The 21,209-nt window shown below is 66.3% G+C and carries 20 protein-coding genes; 14 read left to right on the forward strand and 6 right to left on the reverse strand.

Annotation, left to right across the window (positions count from 1 at the left end):
- Nucleotides 1-117 precede the first annotated feature (117 nt).
- The gene (locus ACSQ12_RS10380; protein WP_436065342.1) at nucleotides 118-627 is read left to right on the forward strand and encodes a TspO/MBR family protein; all 510 of its coding nucleotides are present in this window, start codon (nucleotides 118-120) and stop codon (nucleotides 625-627) included.
- Between the two features lie 36 nt (nucleotides 628-663).
- Here the strand turns inward: ACSQ12_RS10380 and arfB are convergent, their stop codons facing one another.
- The 4 genes from arfB to ACSQ12_RS10400 form a co-directional block, all read right to left on the reverse strand.
- Nucleotides 664-1,086, reverse strand: a complete 423-nt coding sequence (arfB, locus tag ACSQ12_RS10385) for an alternative ribosome rescue aminoacyl-tRNA hydrolase ArfB (protein ID WP_436065343.1) — start codon at nucleotides 1,084-1,086, stop codon at nucleotides 664-666.
- A gap of 113 nt (nucleotides 1,087-1,199) precedes the next feature.
- Nucleotides 1,200-2,366: a cytochrome P450 gene (locus ACSQ12_RS10390; RefSeq protein WP_436065344.1), complete on the reverse strand. Its 1,167-nt coding sequence runs from the start codon at nucleotides 2,364-2,366 to the stop codon at nucleotides 1,200-1,202.
- Nucleotides 2,367-2,534: 168 nt separating this feature from the next.
- Nucleotides 2,535-3,977 carry an EAL domain-containing protein gene (locus ACSQ12_RS10395; protein WP_436065345.1) on the reverse strand — a complete coding sequence of 481 codons (1,443 nt, stop codon included), beginning with the start codon at nucleotides 3,975-3,977 and terminating at the stop codon, nucleotides 2,535-2,537.
- 842 nt (nucleotides 3,978-4,819) lie between these two features.
- Nucleotides 4,820-5,479, reverse strand: a complete 660-nt coding sequence (locus ACSQ12_RS10400) for an MSMEG_4193 family putative phosphomutase (RefSeq protein WP_436065346.1) — start codon at nucleotides 5,477-5,479, stop codon at nucleotides 4,820-4,822.
- A 138-nt stretch (nucleotides 5,480-5,617) separates the two neighbouring features.
- Between ACSQ12_RS10400 and ACSQ12_RS10405 the strand changes: the two genes are divergently transcribed.
- From ACSQ12_RS10405 to ACSQ12_RS10420, 4 genes are all read left to right on the forward strand, one after another.
- Nucleotides 5,618-7,006: a sigma 54-interacting transcriptional regulator gene (locus ACSQ12_RS10405; RefSeq protein ID WP_436065347.1), complete on the forward strand. Its 1,389-nt coding sequence runs from the start codon at nucleotides 5,618-5,620 to the stop codon at nucleotides 7,004-7,006.
- 27 nt (nucleotides 7,007-7,033) lie between these two features.
- The gene (locus ACSQ12_RS10410) at nucleotides 7,034-9,034 is read left to right on the forward strand and encodes a vWA domain-containing protein (protein ID WP_436065348.1); all 2,001 of its coding nucleotides are present in this window, start codon (nucleotides 7,034-7,036) and stop codon (nucleotides 9,032-9,034) included.
- Nucleotides 9,035-9,114: 80 nt separating this feature from the next.
- The gene (locus tag ACSQ12_RS10415; protein ID WP_436065349.1) at nucleotides 9,115-9,780 is read left to right on the forward strand and encodes a GntR family transcriptional regulator; all 666 of its coding nucleotides are present in this window, start codon (nucleotides 9,115-9,117) and stop codon (nucleotides 9,778-9,780) included.
- Nucleotides 9,777-10,955 (forward strand): MFS transporter, encoded by a 1,179-nt coding sequence (locus ACSQ12_RS10420; RefSeq protein WP_436065350.1) that lies wholly within the window; start codon nucleotides 9,777-9,779, stop codon nucleotides 10,953-10,955. The genes ACSQ12_RS10415 and ACSQ12_RS10420 overlap by 4 nt, the downstream gene beginning before the upstream one ends.
- Nucleotides 10,956-11,207: 252 nt before the next feature.
- Here the strand turns inward: ACSQ12_RS10420 and ACSQ12_RS10425 are convergent, their stop codons facing one another.
- On the reverse strand, nucleotides 11,208-11,936 hold the full coding sequence (locus ACSQ12_RS10425; RefSeq protein ID WP_436065351.1) for a CDP-alcohol phosphatidyltransferase family protein: 729 nt from the start codon (nucleotides 11,934-11,936) through the stop codon (nucleotides 11,208-11,210).
- Nucleotides 11,937-12,011: 75 nt separating this feature from the next.
- On the reverse strand, nucleotides 12,012-12,485 hold the full coding sequence (locus ACSQ12_RS10430; RefSeq protein WP_436065352.1) for a GNAT family N-acetyltransferase: 474 nt from the start codon (nucleotides 12,483-12,485) through the stop codon (nucleotides 12,012-12,014).
- A 230-nt stretch (nucleotides 12,486-12,715) separates the two neighbouring features.
- Between ACSQ12_RS10430 and ACSQ12_RS10435 the strand changes: the two genes are divergently transcribed.
- The 9 genes from ACSQ12_RS10435 (at nucleotide 12,716) to ACSQ12_RS10475 (ending at nucleotide 21,161) form a co-directional block, all read left to right on the forward strand.
- Entirely contained in the window at nucleotides 12,716-13,300 is a 585-nt protein-coding gene (locus ACSQ12_RS10435; RefSeq protein ID WP_436066976.1) for an adenylate kinase, read from the forward strand.
- A 358-nt stretch (nucleotides 13,301-13,658) separates the two neighbouring features.
- The gene (locus ACSQ12_RS10440) at nucleotides 13,659-14,717 is read left to right on the forward strand and encodes an acyltransferase family protein (protein WP_436065353.1); all 1,059 of its coding nucleotides are present in this window, start codon (nucleotides 13,659-13,661) and stop codon (nucleotides 14,715-14,717) included.
- 49 nt (nucleotides 14,718-14,766) lie between these two features.
- Entirely contained in the window at nucleotides 14,767-15,288 is a 522-nt protein-coding gene (locus tag ACSQ12_RS10445) for a hypothetical protein (RefSeq protein WP_436065354.1), read from the forward strand.
- A 2-nt stretch (nucleotides 15,289-15,290) separates the two neighbouring features.
- Nucleotides 15,291-17,465, forward strand: coding sequence for a bifunctional polysaccharide deacetylase/glycosyltransferase family 2 protein (locus ACSQ12_RS10450; RefSeq protein ID WP_436065355.1), 2,175 nt, complete (start codon nucleotides 15,291-15,293; stop codon nucleotides 17,463-17,465).
- Nucleotides 17,466-17,527: 62 nt separating this feature from the next.
- Nucleotides 17,528-17,731, forward strand: coding sequence for a hypothetical protein (locus ACSQ12_RS10455; protein WP_436065356.1), 204 nt, complete (start codon nucleotides 17,528-17,530; stop codon nucleotides 17,729-17,731).
- A 138-nt stretch (nucleotides 17,732-17,869) separates the two neighbouring features.
- Nucleotides 17,870-18,274, forward strand: coding sequence for a GNAT family N-acetyltransferase (locus ACSQ12_RS10460; RefSeq protein WP_436066977.1), 405 nt, complete (start codon nucleotides 17,870-17,872; stop codon nucleotides 18,272-18,274).
- Nucleotides 18,275-18,332: 58 nt separating this feature from the next.
- Complete coding sequence (locus ACSQ12_RS10465) at nucleotides 18,333-19,271, forward strand: 5'-3' exonuclease (protein ID WP_436065357.1); 939 nt, start codon at nucleotides 18,333-18,335, stop codon at nucleotides 19,269-19,271.
- 52 nt (nucleotides 19,272-19,323) lie between these two features.
- Nucleotides 19,324-19,788, forward strand: a complete 465-nt coding sequence (locus ACSQ12_RS10470) for a GatB/YqeY domain-containing protein (protein WP_436065358.1) — start codon at nucleotides 19,324-19,326, stop codon at nucleotides 19,786-19,788.
- A gap of 113 nt (nucleotides 19,789-19,901) precedes the next feature.
- The gene (locus ACSQ12_RS10475; protein ID WP_436066978.1) at nucleotides 19,902-21,161 is read left to right on the forward strand and encodes an MFS transporter; all 1,260 of its coding nucleotides are present in this window, start codon (nucleotides 19,902-19,904) and stop codon (nucleotides 21,159-21,161) included.
- The last annotated feature ends 48 nt before the right edge of the window (nucleotides 21,162-21,209 follow it).

A 21,209-nucleotide genomic window follows, 5' to 3' on the forward strand; every position in this document is an offset into this window, starting at 1 on the left:
GACAGGGACCTGGTGATACGCCCGACACCGGACGGATCCGGCCCTAGACCGTACTATCGAGCGTATGGGTGCACCGCTGCCCGGGTACGGCGACTACGAGGGGAAAGAGGATCAACGATGAAACTGTTGACAGTAGCGTGGACGGCGGCCGGGACCGCAGCTACGGCAGCGGCCGGGGCGGTGGCGACGGATCCTGACAGCAGCTGGTACCGGCGGCTGCGCAAGCCGGGCTGGCAGCCGCCCGCACTGGCCTTTCCCGTCGTGTGGACCGCTCTTTACGCGGACTTAGCCGTGAGTTCCGCCGTCGCCCTGGACAGCAAGGATGCCCCCGATCCTGCCGGCGGACAGGACAGGCGGCCGGAGATCCGTGCCTACCGGGGCGCGCTGGCCGCAAACCTTGTTCTCAACGCGACGTGGAGTTGGCTTTTCTGGCGTGCCCGCCGGCCGTGGCTTGCAGCGGCAGAGGCCGCTGTCCTGGCTGCAAGCAGCGCCGATTTGGTGCGGCGGACATACAACCTGAACCGCGGCGCCGGCGTGGCGCTGGCCCCCTATGCGCTCTGGTGCGCTTTCGCCACCGCTTTGTCGACGGCAGTCGCGAGACTCAACCCCGGGACGGGCGGCCGGTAGCAATCCAGATATCCGCTGAATGGGCAGCGGAGGGTGTTATTCGGCGGACGGCCGCCGTCGTTGTTGTTTCGTCGCCGATCTCTGTTCCTTTGCGGCGAGGCGCCTGCGGTTCGACCCCCGGGTGGGTTTGGTTGGGCGCCGGGGAGCAGCTTCGGGCGCCACGGCCTCTGCCACAAGGCCGGAGAGCTTGGCCAGGGCGATCTCGCGATTGCGCAGCTGTGAGCGCTGCTCGGAGGCCGCCACGGTGACTACCCCGGCAATGAGGCGCCGTTGGAGGCGCGTGAGCAGCATCAGCCTTTGGTCGTCTGAGAGTGCCCGCGAGTCGCGGATGTTCCAGGAGAGCTCGACGCGGCTGTCCGAGGTGTTAACGTGCTGACCGCCCGGCCCCGACGAACGCGAGAAGCGCCAACGGAGTTCCGGGGCCGGAATAGTGAGCGCCGGTGACACCTCGAGATCCATGCACCCAGCGTTGCACAACATGGGCGCGTTCGAAGAGCCCGGCCCCTCGAACGCTAAAGCCCGGACCCTAAATCAGGGGTATCCTGTCGGTGCGGGGCCAGGGCAGCTGGCGGTCAGGCTGCCTGCCAGCTCGCAGGCAGCGCTTTCAGCCCGTAGACGATGGTGCTGTCCATCCGTTCCAGGCGCGCTCCCGGGGCGAGCGTCAGTCCAGGCAGCCGGGACAGGATGGCTTCCAACGCGATCCTTGCCTCGAGCCTTGCAAGCGGCGCACCGAGGCAGAAGTGGACGCCGTGCCCGAATGCCAGATGACGGATCTGGCCCCGGTCGACGTCGAATTCGGCAGGGCGTTGAAATTGCCGCTCGTCGCGGTTTGCGGAACCGATCCACGCCACCACCGGTGCGCCGGCGGGTATCTGAACGTCGCCCAGGGCGGTGTCGGCGACCGTCACCCGGTACATGGACTGGACGGGGGACCGAAAGCGAAGCACTTCTTCGATGGCCTGGGGGAGCAAGGCCGGCTCCTTCACCAACCGATCGATAGTGCCGGGCACCTCGGTAAAGCAAAGGACCGCGTTGCCTATCAGGTTTGTGGTTGTTTCGTTGCCGGCGACGAGCAGCAGGGCGCAGAAGCCCAGCAGTTCAGCCACGTTCAGTTTCTGCCCGTCAATCTCAGCGCCGAGCAGGTTGCTGATCAAGTCATCGCCCGGCCGCCTCCGTCGCTGTTCGATGAGATCCAGGAAGTACCCGGTCATTTCCCGGTTTGTTGCCTGGTGGTCTTCCGTCGTCGTATTGCTCCGAGTCTGGCTGACGATGACGTCGGACCACTGCTTGAAGCGGTCCCGGTCATCGGCGGGGATACCCATGAGTTCGGAGATCACGATAACCGGCAGCGGGTACGCCAACTCCTCGATCAGGTCGGCGCCACCGCGGGAAGCGATCCCGTCCAGAAGCATTTCCGTGAGTTCCGAGATACGGGGAGCAAGCGCGTCCACGGCTTTCGGCGTGAACGCCTGGGTCACGAGGGAGCGTAATTGCCGGTGCCGCGGCGGGTCCGTGGTGATCAGGCTCGAGGCGAACAGCTGGCCTGCCTCCGAGGGATCGTCTCCGCCCATCCGGGAAGAAAATGTGGCGTGTTCGGACAGCACGCGCTGCACGTCGTCATACCTGAAGACATGCCAACTTCCCGATTGCTCGTCGTGGAAGACTGGTGCGGCTTCCCTCATTCGCTCGTAATGGGGGAAAGGATTCAGCGGGTGCTCATTGGCTGCGGCGAAATCCATGGCTGGCCTCTCTGCTCAGCCTGAGTGTAGCCGAAGCGCGTTCTGGCGTCAGTAGGTAGGCGGCCGCTTCGCCCTCGAAAAGGAAGCTTTCCCGTATTGCACGAGGAGTACGACGGCGGCGACCTCACGATCGTGCGCGGGGCGGTTCGCGCACGTGACAGGGGGCCGCTAGCCGGGCCGCGTGTTTTTGTCCCACCGCGCCCAGTCGCGTGGTTCGAGGGTCGGCCTGCCGAGGAAGTATCCCTGACCGGCCGTCATGCCGAGTGAAGTGACGGCCTCCAGCTCCGCAGCGGTTTCAATGCCCTCTGCGACCAGGAGGGCGGCTGTCTCGGCTGCGAACCCGACCATGGCGGCCCCCAGGGCGCGGTGGCTCGGGTCCGAATCGATGTCCCGGATGATGGCGCGGTCGAGTTTGATGAGGTCCGGCTTGAGTTGGACGATGTGCTGCATGGAGGCGAATCCTGCCCCGGCGTCATCGATGGCCACCCGCACGCCTGAACTCCGCAGCGGTTCAAGCACGCCCAGCAGTTGCCCGTAGTCGTCCACCTTTTGGCGTTCTGTTACTTCGATAACCAGCCGCGAAGGGTGGATGTCGCCCTGCGAGATCGCCTCGAGGACCCGAGGGTCCAGGCACACGCCCGGGGAGAGGTTGATGGCGAGGTATATATCCCGGGGAAGCCTGGCCGCGGTGCGCAGCGCAGTGCGCAAGGCGAGGAGTTCCAGGTCTGCCTCCATACCGACGGAGGCAGCCTGCATGAACCAGGCCTCGGTGGTGGTGCCATCGGACAGGGGAAAGCGACTCAAGGCTTCGGCGCCGACGACGTTCCCGCTGCTGAGGCATTGGATCGGCTGGAAGGCTGTGACGATGCCGTGGCCGGGCACCAGGGCTGTGACGCGCTCCCGGATCTGTTCCGCGGCACCGTCTGAGGAGGAGGGGTTGTCAATGGCCCGGGCGGTGCCCTCGAAACCTGTCCCCGTTCCGTCCGCGCCGTAGACTGTTTGGCCGGCAACTTCCATCAGCACCCGGCTGCCGTCCCGGTGCCGGCAGACAAGGACCAGGCCGGTGAAGGTGGACTCATCCTCGACGACCGGTTGCGATTTGAGGGCCGCTGCAAGGTCTGCGGGATCCAGGACCAGGCCGATGGGACTGCCTACCAGCTCTGATGGGCTGTAGCCGGTGAGCTGCTCGCACATCGGACTTGAAAACGTGATCGTCCCGGTAGCGTCGACGGCCCAGAGCCATTCGCGGCTCGTCCGCATCACTTTTTCGATGTATCCGGAAGATTCCGACGCCTGGGCGCGCTCCCGCTTCCGTTGCTGGTACAGCTGGAGGGCCGCGAAGACGACAATGGGCAGCAGCGAGAGCGCCACAATATCCAGCGCCCAGAGCCGACCAGCGGTCCCGCCGCGGATGTCCGGCGCGAACAGCGAGGGAATTCGCACCGCGAGGGCAAGCACCACCTCTGCCAGGACCACCAGGGCAAGCCAGCACCCGGCCGGGATCCTGCGGAGGCCGGTCGGAAGAACTTCACGGATGCGCCGCAGCAGCTGCCCCGTTCCCGGCGTGACCGCCGCACGGTTCCTGGCCTTCCCCGTTACGGGGTCCGGCATTTACATGCCATAAGCACCGGCGAACGACTGATCACGAGACCCCCCTCTGCTGGACAGTTGCGGTCATCATGCCACAAGTCCCTCATTTTCTTGAGGACGACAGCCCGCCCCGCCGGTCTTTGCATCCTGTGGCACCGGAACCGGGGCTCCCGCGCAGCCTTGCATACCGGCATCAGGGGCCCGCCAAAGCTGTCTCACGGCTGTGGCGGGGAATGTTGAATCAATCAGCTCCGAACCTGAAAGCAGGACCTATGCGACGTTCCCGCCGCGCCGTTCTCTCCTCATCCGCACTCGCCTTGGCCCTCGCCCTCGCCGGGTGCGGGCTCAGCGGCGCTATGCGTACTCCACCTATTCCGTGAACGGCAGCGCCACCCAAACGCGGCTGGTCGTTGAAAATCCGGACGAAGCCTATGCCGACGCCCTCTTCGGCACCGCCGGGGTCCTCTATAAGTCCGACGCCGAGTCCAGCTTCATCTACCAGGGCGACGACCTTGCGACGTCCGAGGAGCAGTTCAAACAGCTCAATGCGAAGGACACCGAGGACGTCCAGCCCATCGTGGACTTGACAGTCTTACGGAGGCGGAACTGGCGAAGCAGGCAGACACGCTCCGCACGTTTATCCAGGGACGAACTGAAGCACTCAGGGACCAGGTCTAGGTCCGCCGGGTCTGGTCCGGACACGAGTGCCGTGAACCGTCAGCGATGTCGTGGATAAGGGGGCCGGGAACAGGGCAAAGTCCCAGATCACGGTGCGGAGTTTGAAAGCGGCGGAGAAGCACAGCCCGTGGTCGATGCGCCACTCCCGCGCGGACACCGGCTGCCCCCTGTCACGACGCCCCGTGTCACGACGCCCTGAGCCCGCTCAACGGCTCCAACGTCGAATTCACCGTCAGCACCGCCGGTGACTTGCCCTCCACATACGAGATGACCGATACGGAACCCGGGTTGATGACGATCCTCTGGAAGTGGTCCAGCTGCGTGCCCAAGGCGTGGGCAACGGCGGCTTTGATCGGTTCGGCATGGGAGAAGCAGACGACGACGCGCCCGGAGTGTGCGGCGCACAGCACCTCCAGCGCTCCGACGATCCTCGCCTGCATCTCCGCGAAGCTCTCCCCGCTCGGAAAACGGAAGGCCGACGGGCTGTGCTGCACGGTCTGCCACTGCGGCAATCCCGCCAGCTCGGCGAGCGCGGCTCCGGTCCACTCGCCGAAGTCGCACTCGATCAGGCCGGAGCTCTCGTTAACCCCGAGCCCGGTGCGGGCTGCCGTGGGCTCTGCAGTCTCACGCGTACGCTCCAGCGGCGATGAGTAGATGGCGTCAACGGCAAGACCTGCGAGCCGGTCCGCGACCCGTTCCGCCTGGGCCCGCCCGCGTTCGGACAGGTGCAGTCCCGGGGCGCGGCCGGGCAGCACCATCCCCGTGGTGGGCGTCTCCCCGTGGCGCACCAGAAGAAGGAGGGTGCTCTGCGGTGCCGCTGGTGCCGACGGCGTTGCTGCTGTCATCACCCTCCAGCGTATCGCTCACCTGCTGCCCCGTGTCCGGCAAGCCCGGCCCAGGCCGTGCTCGTACCGCGGGCACGTGCGCGGGAACTTTGCCGAAGTCCCTCGATACATCGCGCATCCGGGGACTACGGTAGAGGAGTGAATGATCGTCCCGATATCTTCACCGTTGGTGAACTGCGTGCAGCAGGCCATGTCCTCAAGGACCTGCGTCACGAGATCCGCGGCAACCTGCTTGCCGCCCTTGCCGCCGGCCGTGATCCGTGGCCCGGGATGTACGGTTTCAGCCGGACCGTTCTTCCCCAACTCGAGCGTGCCCTGATCGCCGGCCACGACGTCGTCCTGCTCGGCGAGCGGGGCCAGGGAAAGACACGCCTCCTCCGCACCCTGGTGGGGCTGCTCGACGAGTGGTCCCCGGTGATCGAGGGTTCGGAGCTGAACGAACACCCCTTCGAACCAATCACGGAACACTCCCGCGCCCGTGTGCTCACCGAGGGGGACCGGCTGCGGGTGTCGTGGCGCCACCGCTCGGAACGGTACGTCGAGAAGCTCGCCACGCCCGACACCTCCGTTGCCGACCTCATCGGCGACGTCGACCCGATGCGGGTGGCTGAAGGCCGCCGGCTCGGGGACCCGGAAACCATCCACTACGGACTCGTCCCGCGCTCCAACCGCGGCATCATCGCCATCAACGAATTGCCGGACCTTGCCGAGCGGATCCAGGTCGCGATGCTCAACGTGATGGAGGAGCGCGATATCCAGATCCGCGGCTATGTGCTGCGGCTGCCGCTGGATGTGCTCGTCGTCGCCTCCGCCAACCCGGAGGACTACACCAACCGCGGCCGGATCATCACGCCCCTGAAGGACCGCTTCGGCGCCGAGATCCGGACCCACTATCCGATAGAGCTGGAGGACGAGGTATCCGTCATCCGGCAGGAGGGGCGGCTGGTGGCCGACGTCCCGCCCGTCATCCTTGAGATCCTGGCCCGCTACACCCGCGCGCTGCGGCAGTCCCCGGCCATCAACCAGACCTCCGGAGTCTCAGCGCGGTTCGCCATCGCGGGCGCCGAAACAGTCGCCGCTGCGGCCCTACGGCGTGCCAGCGTCCGCGGCGAAGACCAGGCAGTTGCGCGGATCATCGACCTGGAGACCGCAGTCGAGGTCCTGACGGGCAAGATTGAATTCGAATCCGGTGAGGAGGGGCGCGAACAGTCGGTCCTAGACCACCTCCTTCGCACGGCCACGGCCGAAGCCGTCCGGGCGCACTTCCATGGCCTGGACCTCGGTCCGCTCGTGGCAGCGCTCGACGGCCACCGGACTGTGACAACGGGCGAACACGTCACCGCACGGGAGTTCCTTGAAAACCTCCCGTCCCTTGGCTCATCCGGCCTCTACGACGAGATCAGCAGGCGCCTGGGCGCCAGGAACGACGGACAGCGCGCCGCCGCAATCGAACTTGCATTGGAAGGTCTTTACCTAGCCCGGCGGATCTCCAAGGAGTCCGACGACGAGGAGACGGTCTACGGCTAGGAACCAGGGCTACGGATAGGCGGCATCATGGCTGTGCACAGCTCAAGATACGGCCGGTACAGGGGAGGGCCTGATCCGCTCGCCCCGCCGGTCGACCTGGCGGAGGCGCTCGACGCGATAGCCGAGGACGTCATGGCCGGATACTCGCCCCGGCATGCGCTGCAGGAGTACCTGCGGCGCGGCGGCCGTAACCGTGAAGGGCTCGACGAGCTCGCCGGCCGCGTACAACAGCGCCGCAGCGAACTTCTGGGCCGCCACCGGCTGGACGGCACCCTCAGCGAAGTGCAAAAGCTGCTCGATACTGCGGTGCTTGAGGAGCGCAAGCAGCTCGCCCGCGACGCCATGATGGACAACACGGACCGCGCTTTCAGGGAGATGCAGCTGCAGAACCTGCCAAAGTCAACCGCGGCAGCGGTCAACGAGCTCGCTTCCTATGACTGGCAGTCAAGCACCGCCCGGGAAGCCTACGAGCGGATCAAGGATCTGCTGGGGCGTGAGGTCCTCGACCAGCGGTTCGCCGGCATGAAACAGGCCCTCGAAGGCGCCACCGATGAGGACCGCGCTGCGGTCAGCGAGATGCTGCAGGACCTCAACGAGCTCCTCGACAAACACCGGCGCGGCGAGGATACGGAGGCGGACTTCCAAGAGTTCATGGCGAGGCACGGCCACTTCTTTCCGGAGAACCCGCAATCCGTCGGGGAGCTGATCGACGCACTCGCCCAGCGCGCGGCCGCCGCCCAACGGCTCCTGCAGTCCATGTCCGCCGAGCAGCGTGATGAGCTGATGCGGCTGTCCGCGCAGGCATTCGGCTCGCCCGAACTCATGTCCCAGCTCGGTCAACTCGACGACACCCTGCGCGCTCTGCGCCCGGGGGAGGACTGGACCGGCTCCGAACGCTTTGAAGGTCAGGAGGGACTCGGGCTGGGCGACGGCACCGGCGTACTCCAGGACATCGCCGAACTCGACGAGCTGGCCGAGCAGCTCTCGCAGTCCTATAACGGCTCACGCCTTGATGACCTGGACCTTGACGCGCTGGCCCGCCAGCTCGGGCAGAATGCAGCAGTGACGGCCCGTACCCTCGCCGAGATCGAGCGCGCAATGCAGGACGGCGGCTACCTGCGGCGCGGCGCCGACGGCGACCTCCGCTTGTCCCCGCAGGCCATGCGGCGGCTCGGCAAGTCACTGTTGCGGGACACCGCCAGGCAGCTGTTCGGCCGGCAGGGGCGCCGGGACACGCGCGTCGCCGGGACAGCCGGAGAGCAGACCGGCTCCAGCCGTCAATGGGAGTTCGGGGACGCCGGGCCGTGGGACGTTACCCGCACCATGACAAACGCGATCCGCCGCACCATGGCCGGCGGCGGTGACCCGGGCCGAGGGGTGCGCCTCGAGGTGGACGATATCGAGGTCGCGGAGACTGAGGCGCGCACCCAGGCCGCCGTCGTCCTGCTCGTCGACGTGTCGTTCTCGATGGCCGCCGAGGGGCGGTGGGTGCCGATGAAACGCACTGCACTTGCCTTGCACCATCTCGTCTCCAGCCGGTTCCGCGGGGACCGGCTGCAGCTGATCACCTTCGGCCGGTACGCGCAGACCATGGACATCGGTGAGCTCACGGCCCTGGCATCGCGGCGGGAGCAGGGAACCAATCTCCATCACGGGTTGTTGCTGGCCAACCGCTTCTTCCGCCAGCATCCGTCGATGCAGCATGTCCTCCTTGTGGTGACCGATGGCGAGCCTACCGCACACCTGTTGCCGGAGGGGGACTCCTGGTTCGATTACCCGCCGGACCCGGAGACCATCCGCGTCACGATCGCCGAGCTCGACCGTCTTGGCCGCGCAGGAACGCAGGCCACGTTCTTCCGGCTGGGTAATGACCCCGGGCTCGAGCGGTTCGTCCAGCGCATGGTCCGCCGGATTGACGGCCGGGTTGTTGCGCCCGAGGCCGGGGACCTGGGGGCCGCCGTCGTGGGGGAATATCTCCGCGCCCATTTCCGCGGCCGCCCCTTCGACGACGCCGACTGGGCCTCGTAGGACAGAATTCCGCTCGTCACCGTCGTCAAAGGCCCTTACTTGTATAGTTGTATACAAGTACACGAGGGTGGAGTTCGTAAGTGGTCGAATCACAGTCCCGGAACACTGGAGCGCATCTGGTCTACGGAGAGCTAAAACGCCGGATCCTCAGTTTGGAACTGAAGCCGGGGGAGCGGATCTATGAACCGGCAATGGCGGCGGCGCTGCAGGTAAGCCGGACGCCGCTGCGGGAGGCTATCCGGCGGCTGATCTCGGAAAGTCTGCTGGAGCAGCAACCCACGGGAGGCGTGGTCGTCCCGATCCTGGACGAAGGAGTGATCGCAGAGCTGTACGGCGTACGCGCCGCCCTGGAGTCCCTGATGGCCCGGGAGGCATGCGCCAAAGCGACGCCGGCCGACATTGCAAACCTGGAGGGGATCGTGGAACGCAATGCGGCCATGGTGAAGTTCGCCGACGAAGCCATGAAGTACGGAATGTTGCTGCACACCTCAATCGCGGCCATTGCCGGAAATTCCTGGGCCCAGAGGTTTCATGACCAGGTCTCCAACCAGATGGAGCGCTACCGCCACTTCACCAACAGCACGCAGGAGCGCCGAGACCAGGCGCTCGCCGAACACCGCGTCCTGGTGGATGCCGTTGCCTCGGGCAAGCCGGAAGCGGCTGCGAAGATCGCTTTCGACCATGTCGTCGGCGCCCGGGACGCAGCGGTGCGCGCCGTCTCCGGCACCGCATCCGTCATCCTGTGATCGGCGAACTGGGCCGCCGTTCGGCGCTGGCACTTCTCCTTCATTCGACGCTGATTCAGGCGGTGACCTTCCTGGTCCGGCCGGCAACCACCTATCGGGCGCTTGAGCTGGATGTGCCGGGATATGCCCTCGGCCTCCTCGCGGCCAGCTACGCCGTCTTTCCCTTACTGCTGGCCGTCCCCACGGGCGCCCTCGTGGACCGGTTAGGCGAGCGGCAGCTCATGGTGATCGGATCCGCCGTCGTGCTTGGCTGTTCCATTTTCCTGCTGTTTTGGGGGACCTCAGTCCCCGCGTTGGTTATCGGTACGGCGCTGCTTGGCGCAGGCCAGCTGGCGTGTGTGGTGGGGCAGCAGGCCGTCGTCGCGAACAATGCCGTGGCGTCAGGGCTTGACTCCGCGTTCGGATACCTGACCTTCGCTGCGTCCTTGGGCCAGGCGCTCGGCCCGCTGGCAATCTCCGTGGTGGGCGGAGCCTCCGTACGCCCGGACACGCAGGCGATCTTCTTCCTCTCGGCCGGCATGAGCCTGGTTCTCTTCCTCACCACCTTCCTCATCTCGACGAAGGCCGCGGGAAGGAAGTCCGCTGTCACAGCAACGGACGGCGCGCAGGGAAGTGTTGCATCACTGCTCAGGACGCCGGGGCTGGTCCGGGCGCTGGCTACCAGCGCCACGGTGCTGGCAGTGGTTGACCTGACCGTGGTCTACCTGCCGGCACTCGGGACGGAGCGCGGGTTCAGCGCGGCCACGGTGGGCCTCATGCTCGCGGTGCGGGCCGGGTTCTCGATGGTTTCGAGGCTGGGGCTCGGGCGCATGTCCCGGAGATTCGGACGGGGGCGGCTTATGGTTTCAAGCCTCGCTCTCTCCACGGTTGCACTGGCCGTTGCCGCGATTCCGATGCCGGAGTGGCTGCTCTTCGTGGTGATGGCAGGGCTGGGCCTGGGGCTGGGCATCGGACAGCCGCTGACCATGTCCTGGCTTTCGGCCCAGGCCCCGGACGGCCAGCGCGGAAAGGCCCTGGCGCTGCGGCTTGCCGGGAACAGGGTGGGCCAGGTGGTCCTGCCCAGCGCCATCGGGGTTGTGGCGGCTGGGCTCGGGGCGGCCGGGGTGTTCCTGGCGTCAGCGGTTGTTGTGGGCGGAACGCTCCTGCTGGTCCGCGGCGTGCGCCTGGACGACTAGCAAGCGGAAGTGCGTTGACGTTGTTTTGCGGACGTCTGGGACGCTCCGGCGGCCGGGGTCAGATCCTGAAAAACGTCATGCCTCGGTCCTCCTGGGGACCCGGGACCGGCGCGGACCGAGGAGCGTGGCGACCGCGCCCAGACAGGCCACGATAACAATGGCGTTCCATCCACGGGACAATTCGACCGCCATGGCACCGCCTGCAGCACTGTGCCCGCCGCGCACGGAAGGGGTGCCAGCGACGCCCTACCGCTAATCCGGGTGGGTGCGGGGTCGATGGCGGCGGCGTTCCAGCTCGACGACGTCGCGGCCGAAGGAGAAGATGAGCAGCGGAAGAGCCAGCGCGGGCGCAGCGGCTGCAACGGCGGGCGGGATACCCGGGGCCAGTGCAAGAAGCAGCGCGAACGGCTGGAAGGCCCCGATTGCCTTGCGCGCAGCGCTGGGCGGAAGCGGGCCACGAAGGTGGGGCCGGAGGCGGCCAGCCGCCACAAATACGTAGTACAGCGCACCGATGCAGAGGGTCCAGAATCCGACGACCGCGCACGTTGCAACAGACAGAACGAGCACCAGGGCGGCGTCGGTAGCGGTATCGAGGCGCGCTCCGGCCGTCGAGGCTGTCCCTGTGCGACGGGCGACGAAACCGTCCACGGCGTCGAGAAGGAAGGCCACGGAACCCACAACGACGAGGAGCTGGTCCGGACGCTGCCCGCTGACCAGCGCCGGAACGGCCAATACCCCGCAAAGGGCCACGAGGACTGCCCGCAGCAGGGTTACCCGGTCGGCGGCCGTGGAGAAGCGGGGAGTGCGTCGTATGACGGAAATGGCGGCGGCTCCAATGACCACGGCGCCGGCGCCCAGGCCCACGGACTGAAGCCCGATACCGGGGGAGTGCAACGTGGAGAGCCATATTCCCGCCACCCCGTACGCGGCAACTGCGGCCGTCGCGTCGGCCGCTGCACGCCCTGCCGTCCTGGTTTCCATGAGCCACCTCGCCGTCATGCTAGCAGGCGGCGGGAGCTGCAGTGGGAGCGGTGGCAGCCGGTGCTGACTGACGGCTCAGAGGTGGAGTTCCATGAAGACGCTGTTCGGATCCAGGGCGTAGCCGGCAAAGGGCGGACACTCTGTGAATCCGTTGCGGACGTAAAGGCGCCGGGCGGGAGCGAAATACTCCTCTGTTCCCGTCTCGAGGTAGAGGCGCCCGTAGTCCCGGCTTCGGGCTTCGTCCACGATATGCCTGAGCATCAGGGTGGCGACGCCGCGTCCGCGTGCGCTTGCCGTGGTGCGCATGGACTTGATTTCGCCGTGCTTCGCCGGGCCGGACCGGGAATCGAGGAGTTTGAGCGCGCCACACCCGAGGAGTTCACCTTCCTCGCGGGCCGTCCAGAATGTGATTGAGGGTCCGGAGAGGGCTGAGTGGTCCAGAGCGTGCACACTTTCGGCCGGTGATGTGGCGAACATGTCCGCCAGGTGCTCGCTCAGGAGCCGGTGGACGTCCGCGCGCGCGGGGTCGTCCTGGTCAATGTAAATCATCACCCCAAATTTACCGGTCGTTCCTCGTCATATGCCAAGCCGGCGCCCCCGCTCACTGCACCAGCACTACCGGTAACAGCACAAATGGCCAGAGTGCGGCGGCGGGGATCCTCCGCCGTCGTACCCTGCTTTCAGGCACCGATGCGGCCCGGCCGCAACCTCCGGAGCAGTCGCATCGGGCCAGGACGAAGACGTCCATATAACCAGCAAAGGAACAGTGAATGACGAGAATGCTGATTATTGGTCCGCCCGGTTCCGGCAAGGGAACCCAGGCGGAACGCATTTCGGAACGCCTCGGCGTAGTGGCGATCTCAACCGGCGACATCTTCCGGGCCAACGTCAAGGGCGGGACCCCGCTCGGTGTCGAGGCCCGGAAGTACATGGATAACGGAGACTTCGTGCCGGACAGCGTCACGAATGAAATGGTGCGGAGCCGCCTCAGCCAGGACGACGCCAAAGCGGGCTTCCTGCTGGACGGCTACCCGCGCACCGTGGCGCAGGTGGACTACCTCGACGGAATCCTCGCATCCGGCGACCAGAAGCTCGGAGTGGTCCTCCAGCTGACCGCCGACGACGAGGAGCTGGTCTCCCGTCTGCTGGGCCGGGCCAGGGAAACCGGCCGAAGCGACGACAACGAAAGCGTCATCAGCCACCGGCTGGACCTGTACCACCAGCAGACGGAGGCCGTGGTGGCCAGATATGCCGGCCGCGGGATCCTCGCGCAGGTGGACGGGATCGGCGGAATCGAGGAGGTCACGGACAGGGTTCTGGGCAGCATCGATGACCTGCTCGGGGTGCCGGTCCAGGGACAGTAGAACAGCAAAGGCGGGAGGACGACGGCGGCACGTACCGCCGTCGTCCTCCCGCCTTTTGCGTTCCGGACCCGCTGCCCCGGCACCGAATACGGCGTCGAGGGCCTCAACGCCTACCTGAGCTACAAATCCATTCACCGGAAGGTGTAGGACCGCCGGGGTCAGGTTTCATTCAGCCGGGCCGGGGACAATTGGACGAGGCGCGGCGCCCGGGATCACTGCTGGCGGCGCGCAATCGAAATCACCCAGACGGAACTGCGGAGGTCATTTGGCGTTGCTAGTTGATGGAACAGTAAGGACGGCTGCCGGGCCAACCGCCGGGCAGAGCGCCCGGCATGCCGCCGGGCAAAGGCTGGATGGTTTGGACGTCCTCCGCGGTGCGGCCGTTAGTGCGGTCCTGCTGGGACACTCGTGGCCAGGGGTATTTCAGGGTGCCGGCATTGTCGGCGTGATTGTCTTCTTCGTGCTGAGCGGTTACCTGATCACAGGGGTGCTGCTGAGGGACATCGAACGGCACCGCAAAGTCCGCTACGGCCGCTTCTATGCGCACCGGGCCTTCCGGCTGTTACCGGCGCTCATTGCCTTCCTTGGGGTCTATGCCATCGTCGAACTGACGTCGGACGTGCTGGGGGACCGATCGAAGGGCATCATCGGCTACACCCTCCTCGCCGGTTTCGGCTACCTGAAGGACCTGCCGCTGCCTTTTGACGTGAGCATGGCAATCGGACCGCTCTGGACGCTGGCGGTGGAGGAACAGTTCTACCTGATCTGGCCCGCACTGCTGGTGGTCGCGCTGCGCAGGAACCTCCAGGGACGGCTGATCGGCTGGTCCGCCGCCGTGGTCTTTTCCCTGATGACGGCGAGCGTCCTGGCCATGCTGATCCTGGCTCCGCACCTTCACTCCCTCGTCTACGCCCTTCCCACGACGTGGGGCCTCGGGCTGATCATCGGCTCGGGACTGCGCCTCTACAGGGTCCGGATGTTCAGCTGGTTCTCAGGCCGGCGGCCCAGGAGTCTGGCCCTGCCGGGTGCGGTCCTTGTCCTCGCAGCCCTGGTGTTCTTTCCCAAGGCCAACGAGTCGCCGGCCTTCTTCTTCGTCGGAGGTCCGCTGGCCATGGCTGCCGCGGCCGTTCTGGTGGTGCTGGCCGCCTCCCGTTCGCACATGATGCCCCGGTGGACGCGCCCGCTGCAGATGCTGGGGACTGTTTCCTACGCGGCGTATCTCTGGAACTATGTGGTCATTCTCTGGCTCAACGGCGGATCCACAGCCGACTTGCCGCCGCTGGTAGCTGTGTCGGCAATCCTGCTGACGCTGATTGCGGCGGTCATCAGCTGGTACACCGTCGAGAAGCTGGGGCGGGTGGGTCGAATCCGCTTCGACAGGTACTGCGAGGCCAGGGCCGGCGCGGCGTCCCGATGAGGTCATGCTTTTGGGATGCAGATCGCTGATCCTCTAAGGTTGATGCCCGATGGCAGCTTTTGATGAAACGTCCGATCAGTCGAGGTCCGCGCAGCCGCGCGGGCCGGTATTTGTAGATGCATCAGGACGGCGCCTGCGGCTCGTGAAGCTTCTTGGCCTCGGGTCCCTCGGGCTCGTGGCGGCCTACGTCGTCCTCCTGGTGGTTGCATTCATTGGCGGACCCAATATCGCGGCTCCGTACCTGCCGCTCCCTGCCCGCCCGGCGGCTCCCGCGGCCCAGGACGTTCCCGCGTCCCCTTCGGCGCCGGCGTCCAACGCCGCGACCCCGGCCCCCCAGGCCGTACCGGCCGAACCTGCAGCCCAGGTCGCTTTCCAGACACCGGTAACCGGGCCATCGGCCGTCCCGGTGGCGCCACCGGCCGGTGGTACGGCCAGCGGGACTGACGTGCGGAAGACCGCACCCTCTGCGGCCGCTGCGGTTCCTGCGCCGGCCACGGAGCCGACAGCGCCGGGCAAGAGCGGTACGGCCCCGGGCCAGGCCACTCGTCCGTCCACCCCGCCGCAGCCGTGAGCGTGAGCCGCCCGGTCAAGTCCGCAGTCAAGTCCGCAGTTCCCGTCAGCGTCAGGGCCCACTGGTTCGTCCTCATAGCCGTCATCTTTGCGCTGGGTGTTGCCCTCGCCGTGCAGGGATACATGCACCACCTCGCCGGGATCGGCGATGACTCCGTGCCGTCGAGCACGTCTGCGGCAACCGTGCCTCATGCTGTCTCCGGTGGCGGCCCGGTGGTCGATTCCCGTGGCGGAGCGGTCCGCACCGTGAGTCCGCCGGACCATACTCTCGCGCTGACGTTCGACGACGGACCGGACCCCGTCTGGACGCCTCAGATCCTCGACGTCCTGCGGAAGCATCACGTTCGGGCGACGTTCTTCGTGGTTGGCTCGGCGGCAATCGACAACCCGGACCTCGTGCGCCGCATCATTGCCGAGGGCCACGAGATCGGCGTTCACACGCTCACCCACACAGACCTCGGCACTGCCCCGTCGTGGCGACGCGAACTCGAAGTCCAAGGCGCCCAGGAAGCCATCGCCGGCATCACCGGACAGGCCACTTCGCTGCTGCGTCCGCCGTACAGCTCGGGGAACGATGCGATCAACGACAACACCTGGTCAGCCATGCGAACGTCCGCGGACGAGGGTTACATCACGGTGCTGAGCAGCGTCGACAGCGAGGACTGGCGGCGCCCGGGCGCAGCAGCCATCGAGCGGAATCTCGCTCTCTCCGGACCGCAGGGGCAGGTGCTCCTCATGCACGACGGCGGTAGTGACAGGGCGGAGACGGTCGCGGCACTCGATTCCTCCTTGTCGCGATTCGCCAGCCAGGGCTATCGCGTGACAAGCGTCGGTGACGCCATCGGTATTGACAGCATGCGGGAAGCCTCCGCTGCGGAGCAGATGACCGGAACGGCGTTCGTGCGGGGCATCCAGCTGAGCGACTTCGTCGTCACGGCCATATCGTGGGGGCTGGTTGCGGCAGGCATCGTGACGCTGGTCCGCGCTGTCCTCGTGATTGGCTTCGCGGCCCGCCACAGCCGGGCCGCACGGCGTCTTCAGACCGTCAGCCGGGGCCGGCGACGGGTGGACGTTCCGGTCAGGCCCGAGGTCACTGAGCCGGTCAGTGTGATCGTCCCTGCTTACAACGAGGCCGTCGGCATCGAAGCCGCGGTCCGGTCCATCGTCGCCTCGGACCATCCGGTTGAGATCATCGTGGTCGATGACGGCTCAACCGACGGGACCGCGGACATCGTGGAAGCCCTTGGCCTGCCGGGCGTCACCGTTATCCGGAAGGAGAACGGAGGCAAACCGTCCGCCCTTAATGCGGGACTTGACGCCGCCAGCCACGAACTTGTGGTGATGGTCGACGGCGACACCGTCTTCGAACCGGACACGGTCCATGCCCTCATCCAGCCTTTCGCTGACCCGCGCGTGGGGGCAATTTCGGGTAACACCAAGGTGGCGAACCGGGGCGGCATCCTCGGCGCGTGGCAGCACATCGAGTACGTCGTCGGCTTTAACCTGGACCGCCGGCTGTTCGACGTCGCGGAGTGCATGCCAACCGTTCCCGGGGCCATTGGCGGCTTCCGCCGTCACGCACTGCTGCGGGTCGGCGGGGTGAGCGACGACACGCTCGCCGAAGACACAGACCTCACCATGTCGTTGTGCCGCGACGGCTGGCGCGTTGTGTACCAGGATGATGCCCGGGCCTGGACCGAGGCGCCTGCCACCCTTGGCGCCCTGTGGCGCCAGCGGTACCGCTGGTGTTACGGCACGTTGCAGGCAATGTGGAAGCACCGGGGCGCGGTGGTGCAGCGGGGAGCGGCCGGCAAGCTTGGCCGACGCGGGCTCGGCTACCTGCTCGTTCTCCAAGTGCTGCTTCCCCTGTTCGCCCCCGTAGTCGATGTGTTTGCTGTCTATGGACTGATCTTCCTCGATCCACTCCGGATCGCGGCACTCTGGCTCGTCTTCCTTGTCGTTCAGATGCTCATGGCAACCTACGCGTTCCGGCTCGACAAGGAACGGCTCGGGCCGCTATGGACGCTTCCGCTCCAGCAGTTCGTCTATCGGCAGCTGATGTATCTCGTCGTCATCCAGTCCGTGGTCACCGCTTTGGCGGGTGTGCACCTCGGCTGGCACCGGATGGAGAGGTACGGCAGCCTGCGTGTTCCGCCCGCTGCCGGGGGAAAAGCGTAGCCGGTCCCGTCCCTAAACAGGTGCGGGGAGTAGGGTTTGCGATAGTCGACGAAGGAGTCAACATGAGCTACAAATACCGAACCGTCAGGGTCCGCGGTACCGAACTGGTCGGAACGATTGCCCGCAAGCATGGCGGTGCGCCCGAAATCTACGAAACGTCCAAGGATGCAAGCACATCGGTGGTTCCGGTGTTCTTCGAGGCGACGGGCGAGGTCCGCTTTTTCGACCGGTCAATACTGGAGGACGTCGTGACGCCGGCCGGCTAGCCGCGAAAGCCGAGGAAATAATCCAGGGTGGACGCCTGCCATAGCGCCGTGCATGATGAAGCCGTGACTTCTGATGACCCAGCCAACCTCGAGGTGCCACGCCGGGCAACTCCGGCCGATGCAGCGGCTGTGGCCCAAATGCTCCACGATTTCAACACCGAGTTCGGAACGCCCAGCCCGGGCACTGGCGAACTGGAGTCGCGGCTCTCCCAGCTGTTGGCGGGGGAGGACGTGGTGGTGCTGCTCGCCGGCGAGCCGCCAACCGGACTTGCCGTGCTGAGTTTCCGGCCGAATGTCTGGTACCCGGGGCCGGTCGCGATCCTGGACGAACTTTACGTCCGTCCGGGCCGGCGGGGCCGTCGCCTGGGCAGCGCCCTGCTCGCCGCGTCATGCGAGCTTGTACGGGGCCGTGGCGGCGTACTGCTCGAAATCAACGTCGACGGCGAGGATATGGATGCCCGCCGGTTCTATGAGGCTCGCGGGTTCACCAACACCGAACCGAACGGCACGGAGCCAATGCTGTATTACTACCGGGAGCTCTGAAGGGCAGCCCGGGCCCACGCGGATTTTCAACGGAGTACATCCGTGTCAGGATCAGGGTATGTCCCATCGCCTGATGCTCCTCGACACCGCGTCGCTGTACTTCCGCGCCTTCTACGGGGTGCCCGACACGATCCGCCGCGTCGACGGCACACCGGTGAACGCCGTTCGAGGCCTGCTCGACATGATCGCGCGGCTCACCACGGATTACGAAGCGACGCATCTCATTGCCTGTTGGGACGATGATTGGCGCCCGCAGTGGCGTGTCGACCTCATTCCCAGCTACAAGTCGCACCGGGTCGCGGAGGTGGTGGCCGGTGGCCCCGACGTGGAGGTGGTGCCGGACGCGCTGGAGGCGCAGATCCCGATGATCCGCCGCGTGCTCGAGCTCGCCGGTATCGCCGTCGTGGGGGCTACTGAGCATGAGGCCGACGACGTCGTTGGCAGCTATGCCAGCCACGCCGGCTTGCCGGTGGACGTGGTCACGGGCGACCGTGATCTCTTCCAGGTCGTCAGCGACGACCGCGAGGTGCGCGTTATCTACACCGCGCGCGGCATGAAGAACCTTGAAGTCGTCACTGACGCGGTAATCGTCGGCAAGTACCGTGTGCTGCCCGAGCAGTACGCCGATTACGCGATCCTTCGGGGCGACACCTCCGACGGCCTGCCGGGCGTCGCCGGCATCGGCGAGAAGACCGCCGCGTCACTGCTCGGGGAGTACGGCACGCTCGCGATGCTGCTCGAAGCGGCGACCGACCCGGACAGCGGGTTGTCCGCATCGGTGCGGTCGAAGCTCGCTGCGGCAACGGACTACCTCAACGTCGCACCCGCCGTCGTGAATGTCGTGCGGGACCTCGGGCTGCCGACGCTCGAAGACGCGGGCGCCCGGCTGGACCCGGTGGCCGGCGGTTCGCGCGCCGAACTGGAGCGTCTTGGCACCGAATGGAACCTCGGAGGTTCGGTCAGGCGACTCCTCGAAGCGCTCGACCGACGGGATTAAGGAACGCGTCGACGGGGGACAATGGAAGCAAAGCCAACAAAACGAGTACACCATGACCACGCTCAAAGAACGCCTCCATGGCGACGTTGTGATCCACATGAAAGACCGGAACAAGGTGGCGCTCACCACGGTGCGCAACGTCCTCGGTGAGATCGAAACACGCGAGAAGTCGGGCAAGACCCCGATTGAACTGGACGATGCCCAGGTAACCGGCCTGCTCCAGAAGGAAGCAGCCAAGCGCCGGGATACGGCGAGGATCTACACCGAAGCCGGCGAGGCTGAGCGCGCCGCCGCGGAAATCGCCGAAGCCGAGGTCATCGAGGCCTACCTGCCCAAAGCCCTGACACGGGATGAAGTGGAAGCCATTGTCGACGAGGCGATCGCCGGGCTCAAGGCCGACGGCCAGGAGCCGTCCATAAGGCAGATGGGCTCCGTGATGAAGCCGGTCACCGCCAAGGTTGCGGGGCGGTTTGACGGCAAGACCGTCAGCGAGATCGTTCGGAGCCGTCTAGCCTGACGCCGCCGGGCCGTCTGCCCCCCGATCCCAACGTGTTTGCTCTGGTGCGCACAGACTAACCGGACGAGAATGGGCTCGTGCTCCTACCTCGCCCTGGCGGCGACGTCAACGCGATGAGCGCCGGCGCCCGAAAGATCCAGCGCATCTATCTGACGTTGACGCTGGGCAATACCGTTGCTGCGTCGTTTATCTGGGGCATCAACACGCTTTTTCTGCTGGATGCCGGGCTCAGCAACCTGGAGGCCTTTGCCGCCAACGCCTTTTTCACAGTGGGCATGGTGCTGTTCGAAGTGCCCACCGGAGTGGTTGCGGATGGTTGGGGGCGCCGCGTCTCATTCCTCCTCGGCACGGTGACCCTCGCCGTCTCCACCTACTTCTACTATCTGCTCTGGCAGCTGGCGGCCCCCTTCTGGTGGTGGGCACTGGTGTCGGTCCTACTGGGCCTGGGCTTCACCTTCTTCTCGGGTGCCGTGGAAGCTTGGCTCGTTGACGCCTTGCGCTTCGAGGGCTATGAAGGCGGAATGGAGGCGGTGCTGGGCCGCGGGGTGATGGTTTCCGGGGTCGCGATGCTTGTCGGCTCGGTGGCCGGAGGCGTCATCGCCCAATTCACCAACCTCGGCGTCCCGTTCCTGATCCGTGTGGGCGTACTGTTGGCCATGTTCGCGGTGGCGTTTCGCCTGATGCACGACGTCGGCTTCACCCCCGAGCGCTCGGCCCGCCCGCTGCAGGCGGTCCGTAGCGTACTCGCCGCGTCCATCGAGAACGGTTTGAAGAACCCGCCCGTGCGCTACGTGATGCTGGCCGGGCCGTTCAGTGCCGGCGTCGGGATCTATGTGTTCTATGCGCTGCAGCCCTACCTCCTCGAGCTCTTCGGCGACCCGCGCGCCTACTCCGTGGCGGGGCTCGCGGCGGCAGTTGTGGCCGGGGCCGAAGTGCTCGGTGGCTGGCTGGCGCCCCGGGTCCGGCGTCTTTTCCGCAAGCGCACCACCGTGTTGATCATCAGCTTCGGACTCGCCGCAGTGATTTTGGTGGTGCTCGGGTTCACCCACGTGTTCTGGGCGGCCCTGCTGCTGCTGACCCTCTGGGCAGTGGTGGACGCCGCGGGCGTGCCCGTGCGGCAGGCCTACCTGAACGACATGATCGCTTCGAAGCAGCGGGCAACCGTGCTGAGCTTCGATTCACTCATTGGTTCAAGCGGCGGCGTGGTGGTCCAGCCGCTGCTCGGCCGGGCGGCCGACGCCTATGGCTATGCGGCCTCGCTGGCGATCGGCGGCGTGATCCAGCTGGTCTCGGTGCCGTTCCTGTTGGCGAGCCGCCGGCAGGGATCACCGGCCGATTCAGCCAACACCTCCAGAGACAAGACGGAGCTGTGAACACCCGCCTGGCGTTCCGCACCCCGCAAGGCATTTGGTGTTGAGTGT

Origin of the sequence: Arthrobacter sp. LjRoot14, from assembly GCF_964253905.1 — a bacterium.
GTDB lineage: Bacteria > Actinomycetota > Actinomycetes > Actinomycetales > Micrococcaceae > Arthrobacter.

Excerpts from the sequence above, each read along its gene's own strand:
- ACSQ12_RS10400 (WP_436065346.1), bottom strand. The coding sequence starts at position 5,479 with ATGACAGCAGCAACGCCGTCGGCACCAGCGGCACCGCAGAGCACCCTC.
- ACSQ12_RS10390 (WP_436065344.1), bottom strand. The coding sequence starts at position 2,366 with ATGGATTTCGCCGCAGCCAATGAGCACCCGCTGAATCCTTTCCCCCAT.
- ACSQ12_RS10460 (WP_436066977.1), top strand. The coding sequence starts at position 17,870 with ATGCTCCACGATTTCAACACCGAGTTCGGAACGCCCAGCCCGGGCACT.
- ACSQ12_RS10430 (WP_436065352.1), bottom strand. The coding sequence starts at position 12,485 with ATGATTTACATTGACCAGGACGACCCCGCGCGCGCGGACGTCCACCGG.
- ACSQ12_RS10410 (WP_436065348.1), top strand. The coding sequence starts at position 7,034 with ATGGCTGTGCACAGCTCAAGATACGGCCGGTACAGGGGAGGGCCTGAT.
- ACSQ12_RS10465 (WP_436065357.1), top strand. The coding sequence starts at position 18,333 with ATGTCCCATCGCCTGATGCTCCTCGACACCGCGTCGCTGTACTTCCGC.
- ACSQ12_RS10380 (WP_436065342.1), top strand. The coding sequence starts at position 118 with ATGAAACTGTTGACAGTAGCGTGGACGGCGGCCGGGACCGCAGCTACG.
- ACSQ12_RS10435 (WP_436066976.1), top strand. The coding sequence starts at position 12,716 with ATGCTGATTATTGGTCCGCCCGGTTCCGGCAAGGGAACCCAGGCGGAA.
- ACSQ12_RS10425 (WP_436065351.1), bottom strand. The coding sequence starts at position 11,936 with ATGGAAACCAGGACGGCAGGGCGTGCAGCGGCCGACGCGACGGCCGCA.
- ACSQ12_RS10395 (WP_436065345.1), bottom strand. The coding sequence starts at position 3,977 with ATGCCGGACCCCGTAACGGGGAAGGCCAGGAACCGTGCGGCGGTCACG.
- ACSQ12_RS10475 (WP_436066978.1), top strand. The coding sequence starts at position 19,902 with ATGAGCGCCGGCGCCCGAAAGATCCAGCGCATCTATCTGACGTTGACG.
- arfB (WP_436065343.1), bottom strand. The coding sequence starts at position 1,086 with ATGGATCTCGAGGTGTCACCGGCGCTCACTATTCCGGCCCCGGAACTC.
- ACSQ12_RS10455 (WP_436065356.1), top strand. The coding sequence starts at position 17,528 with ATGAGCTACAAATACCGAACCGTCAGGGTCCGCGGTACCGAACTGGTC.
- ACSQ12_RS10445 (WP_436065354.1), top strand. The coding sequence starts at position 14,767 with ATGGCAGCTTTTGATGAAACGTCCGATCAGTCGAGGTCCGCGCAGCCG.
- ACSQ12_RS10470 (WP_436065358.1), top strand. The coding sequence starts at position 19,324 with ATGACCACGCTCAAAGAACGCCTCCATGGCGACGTTGTGATCCACATG.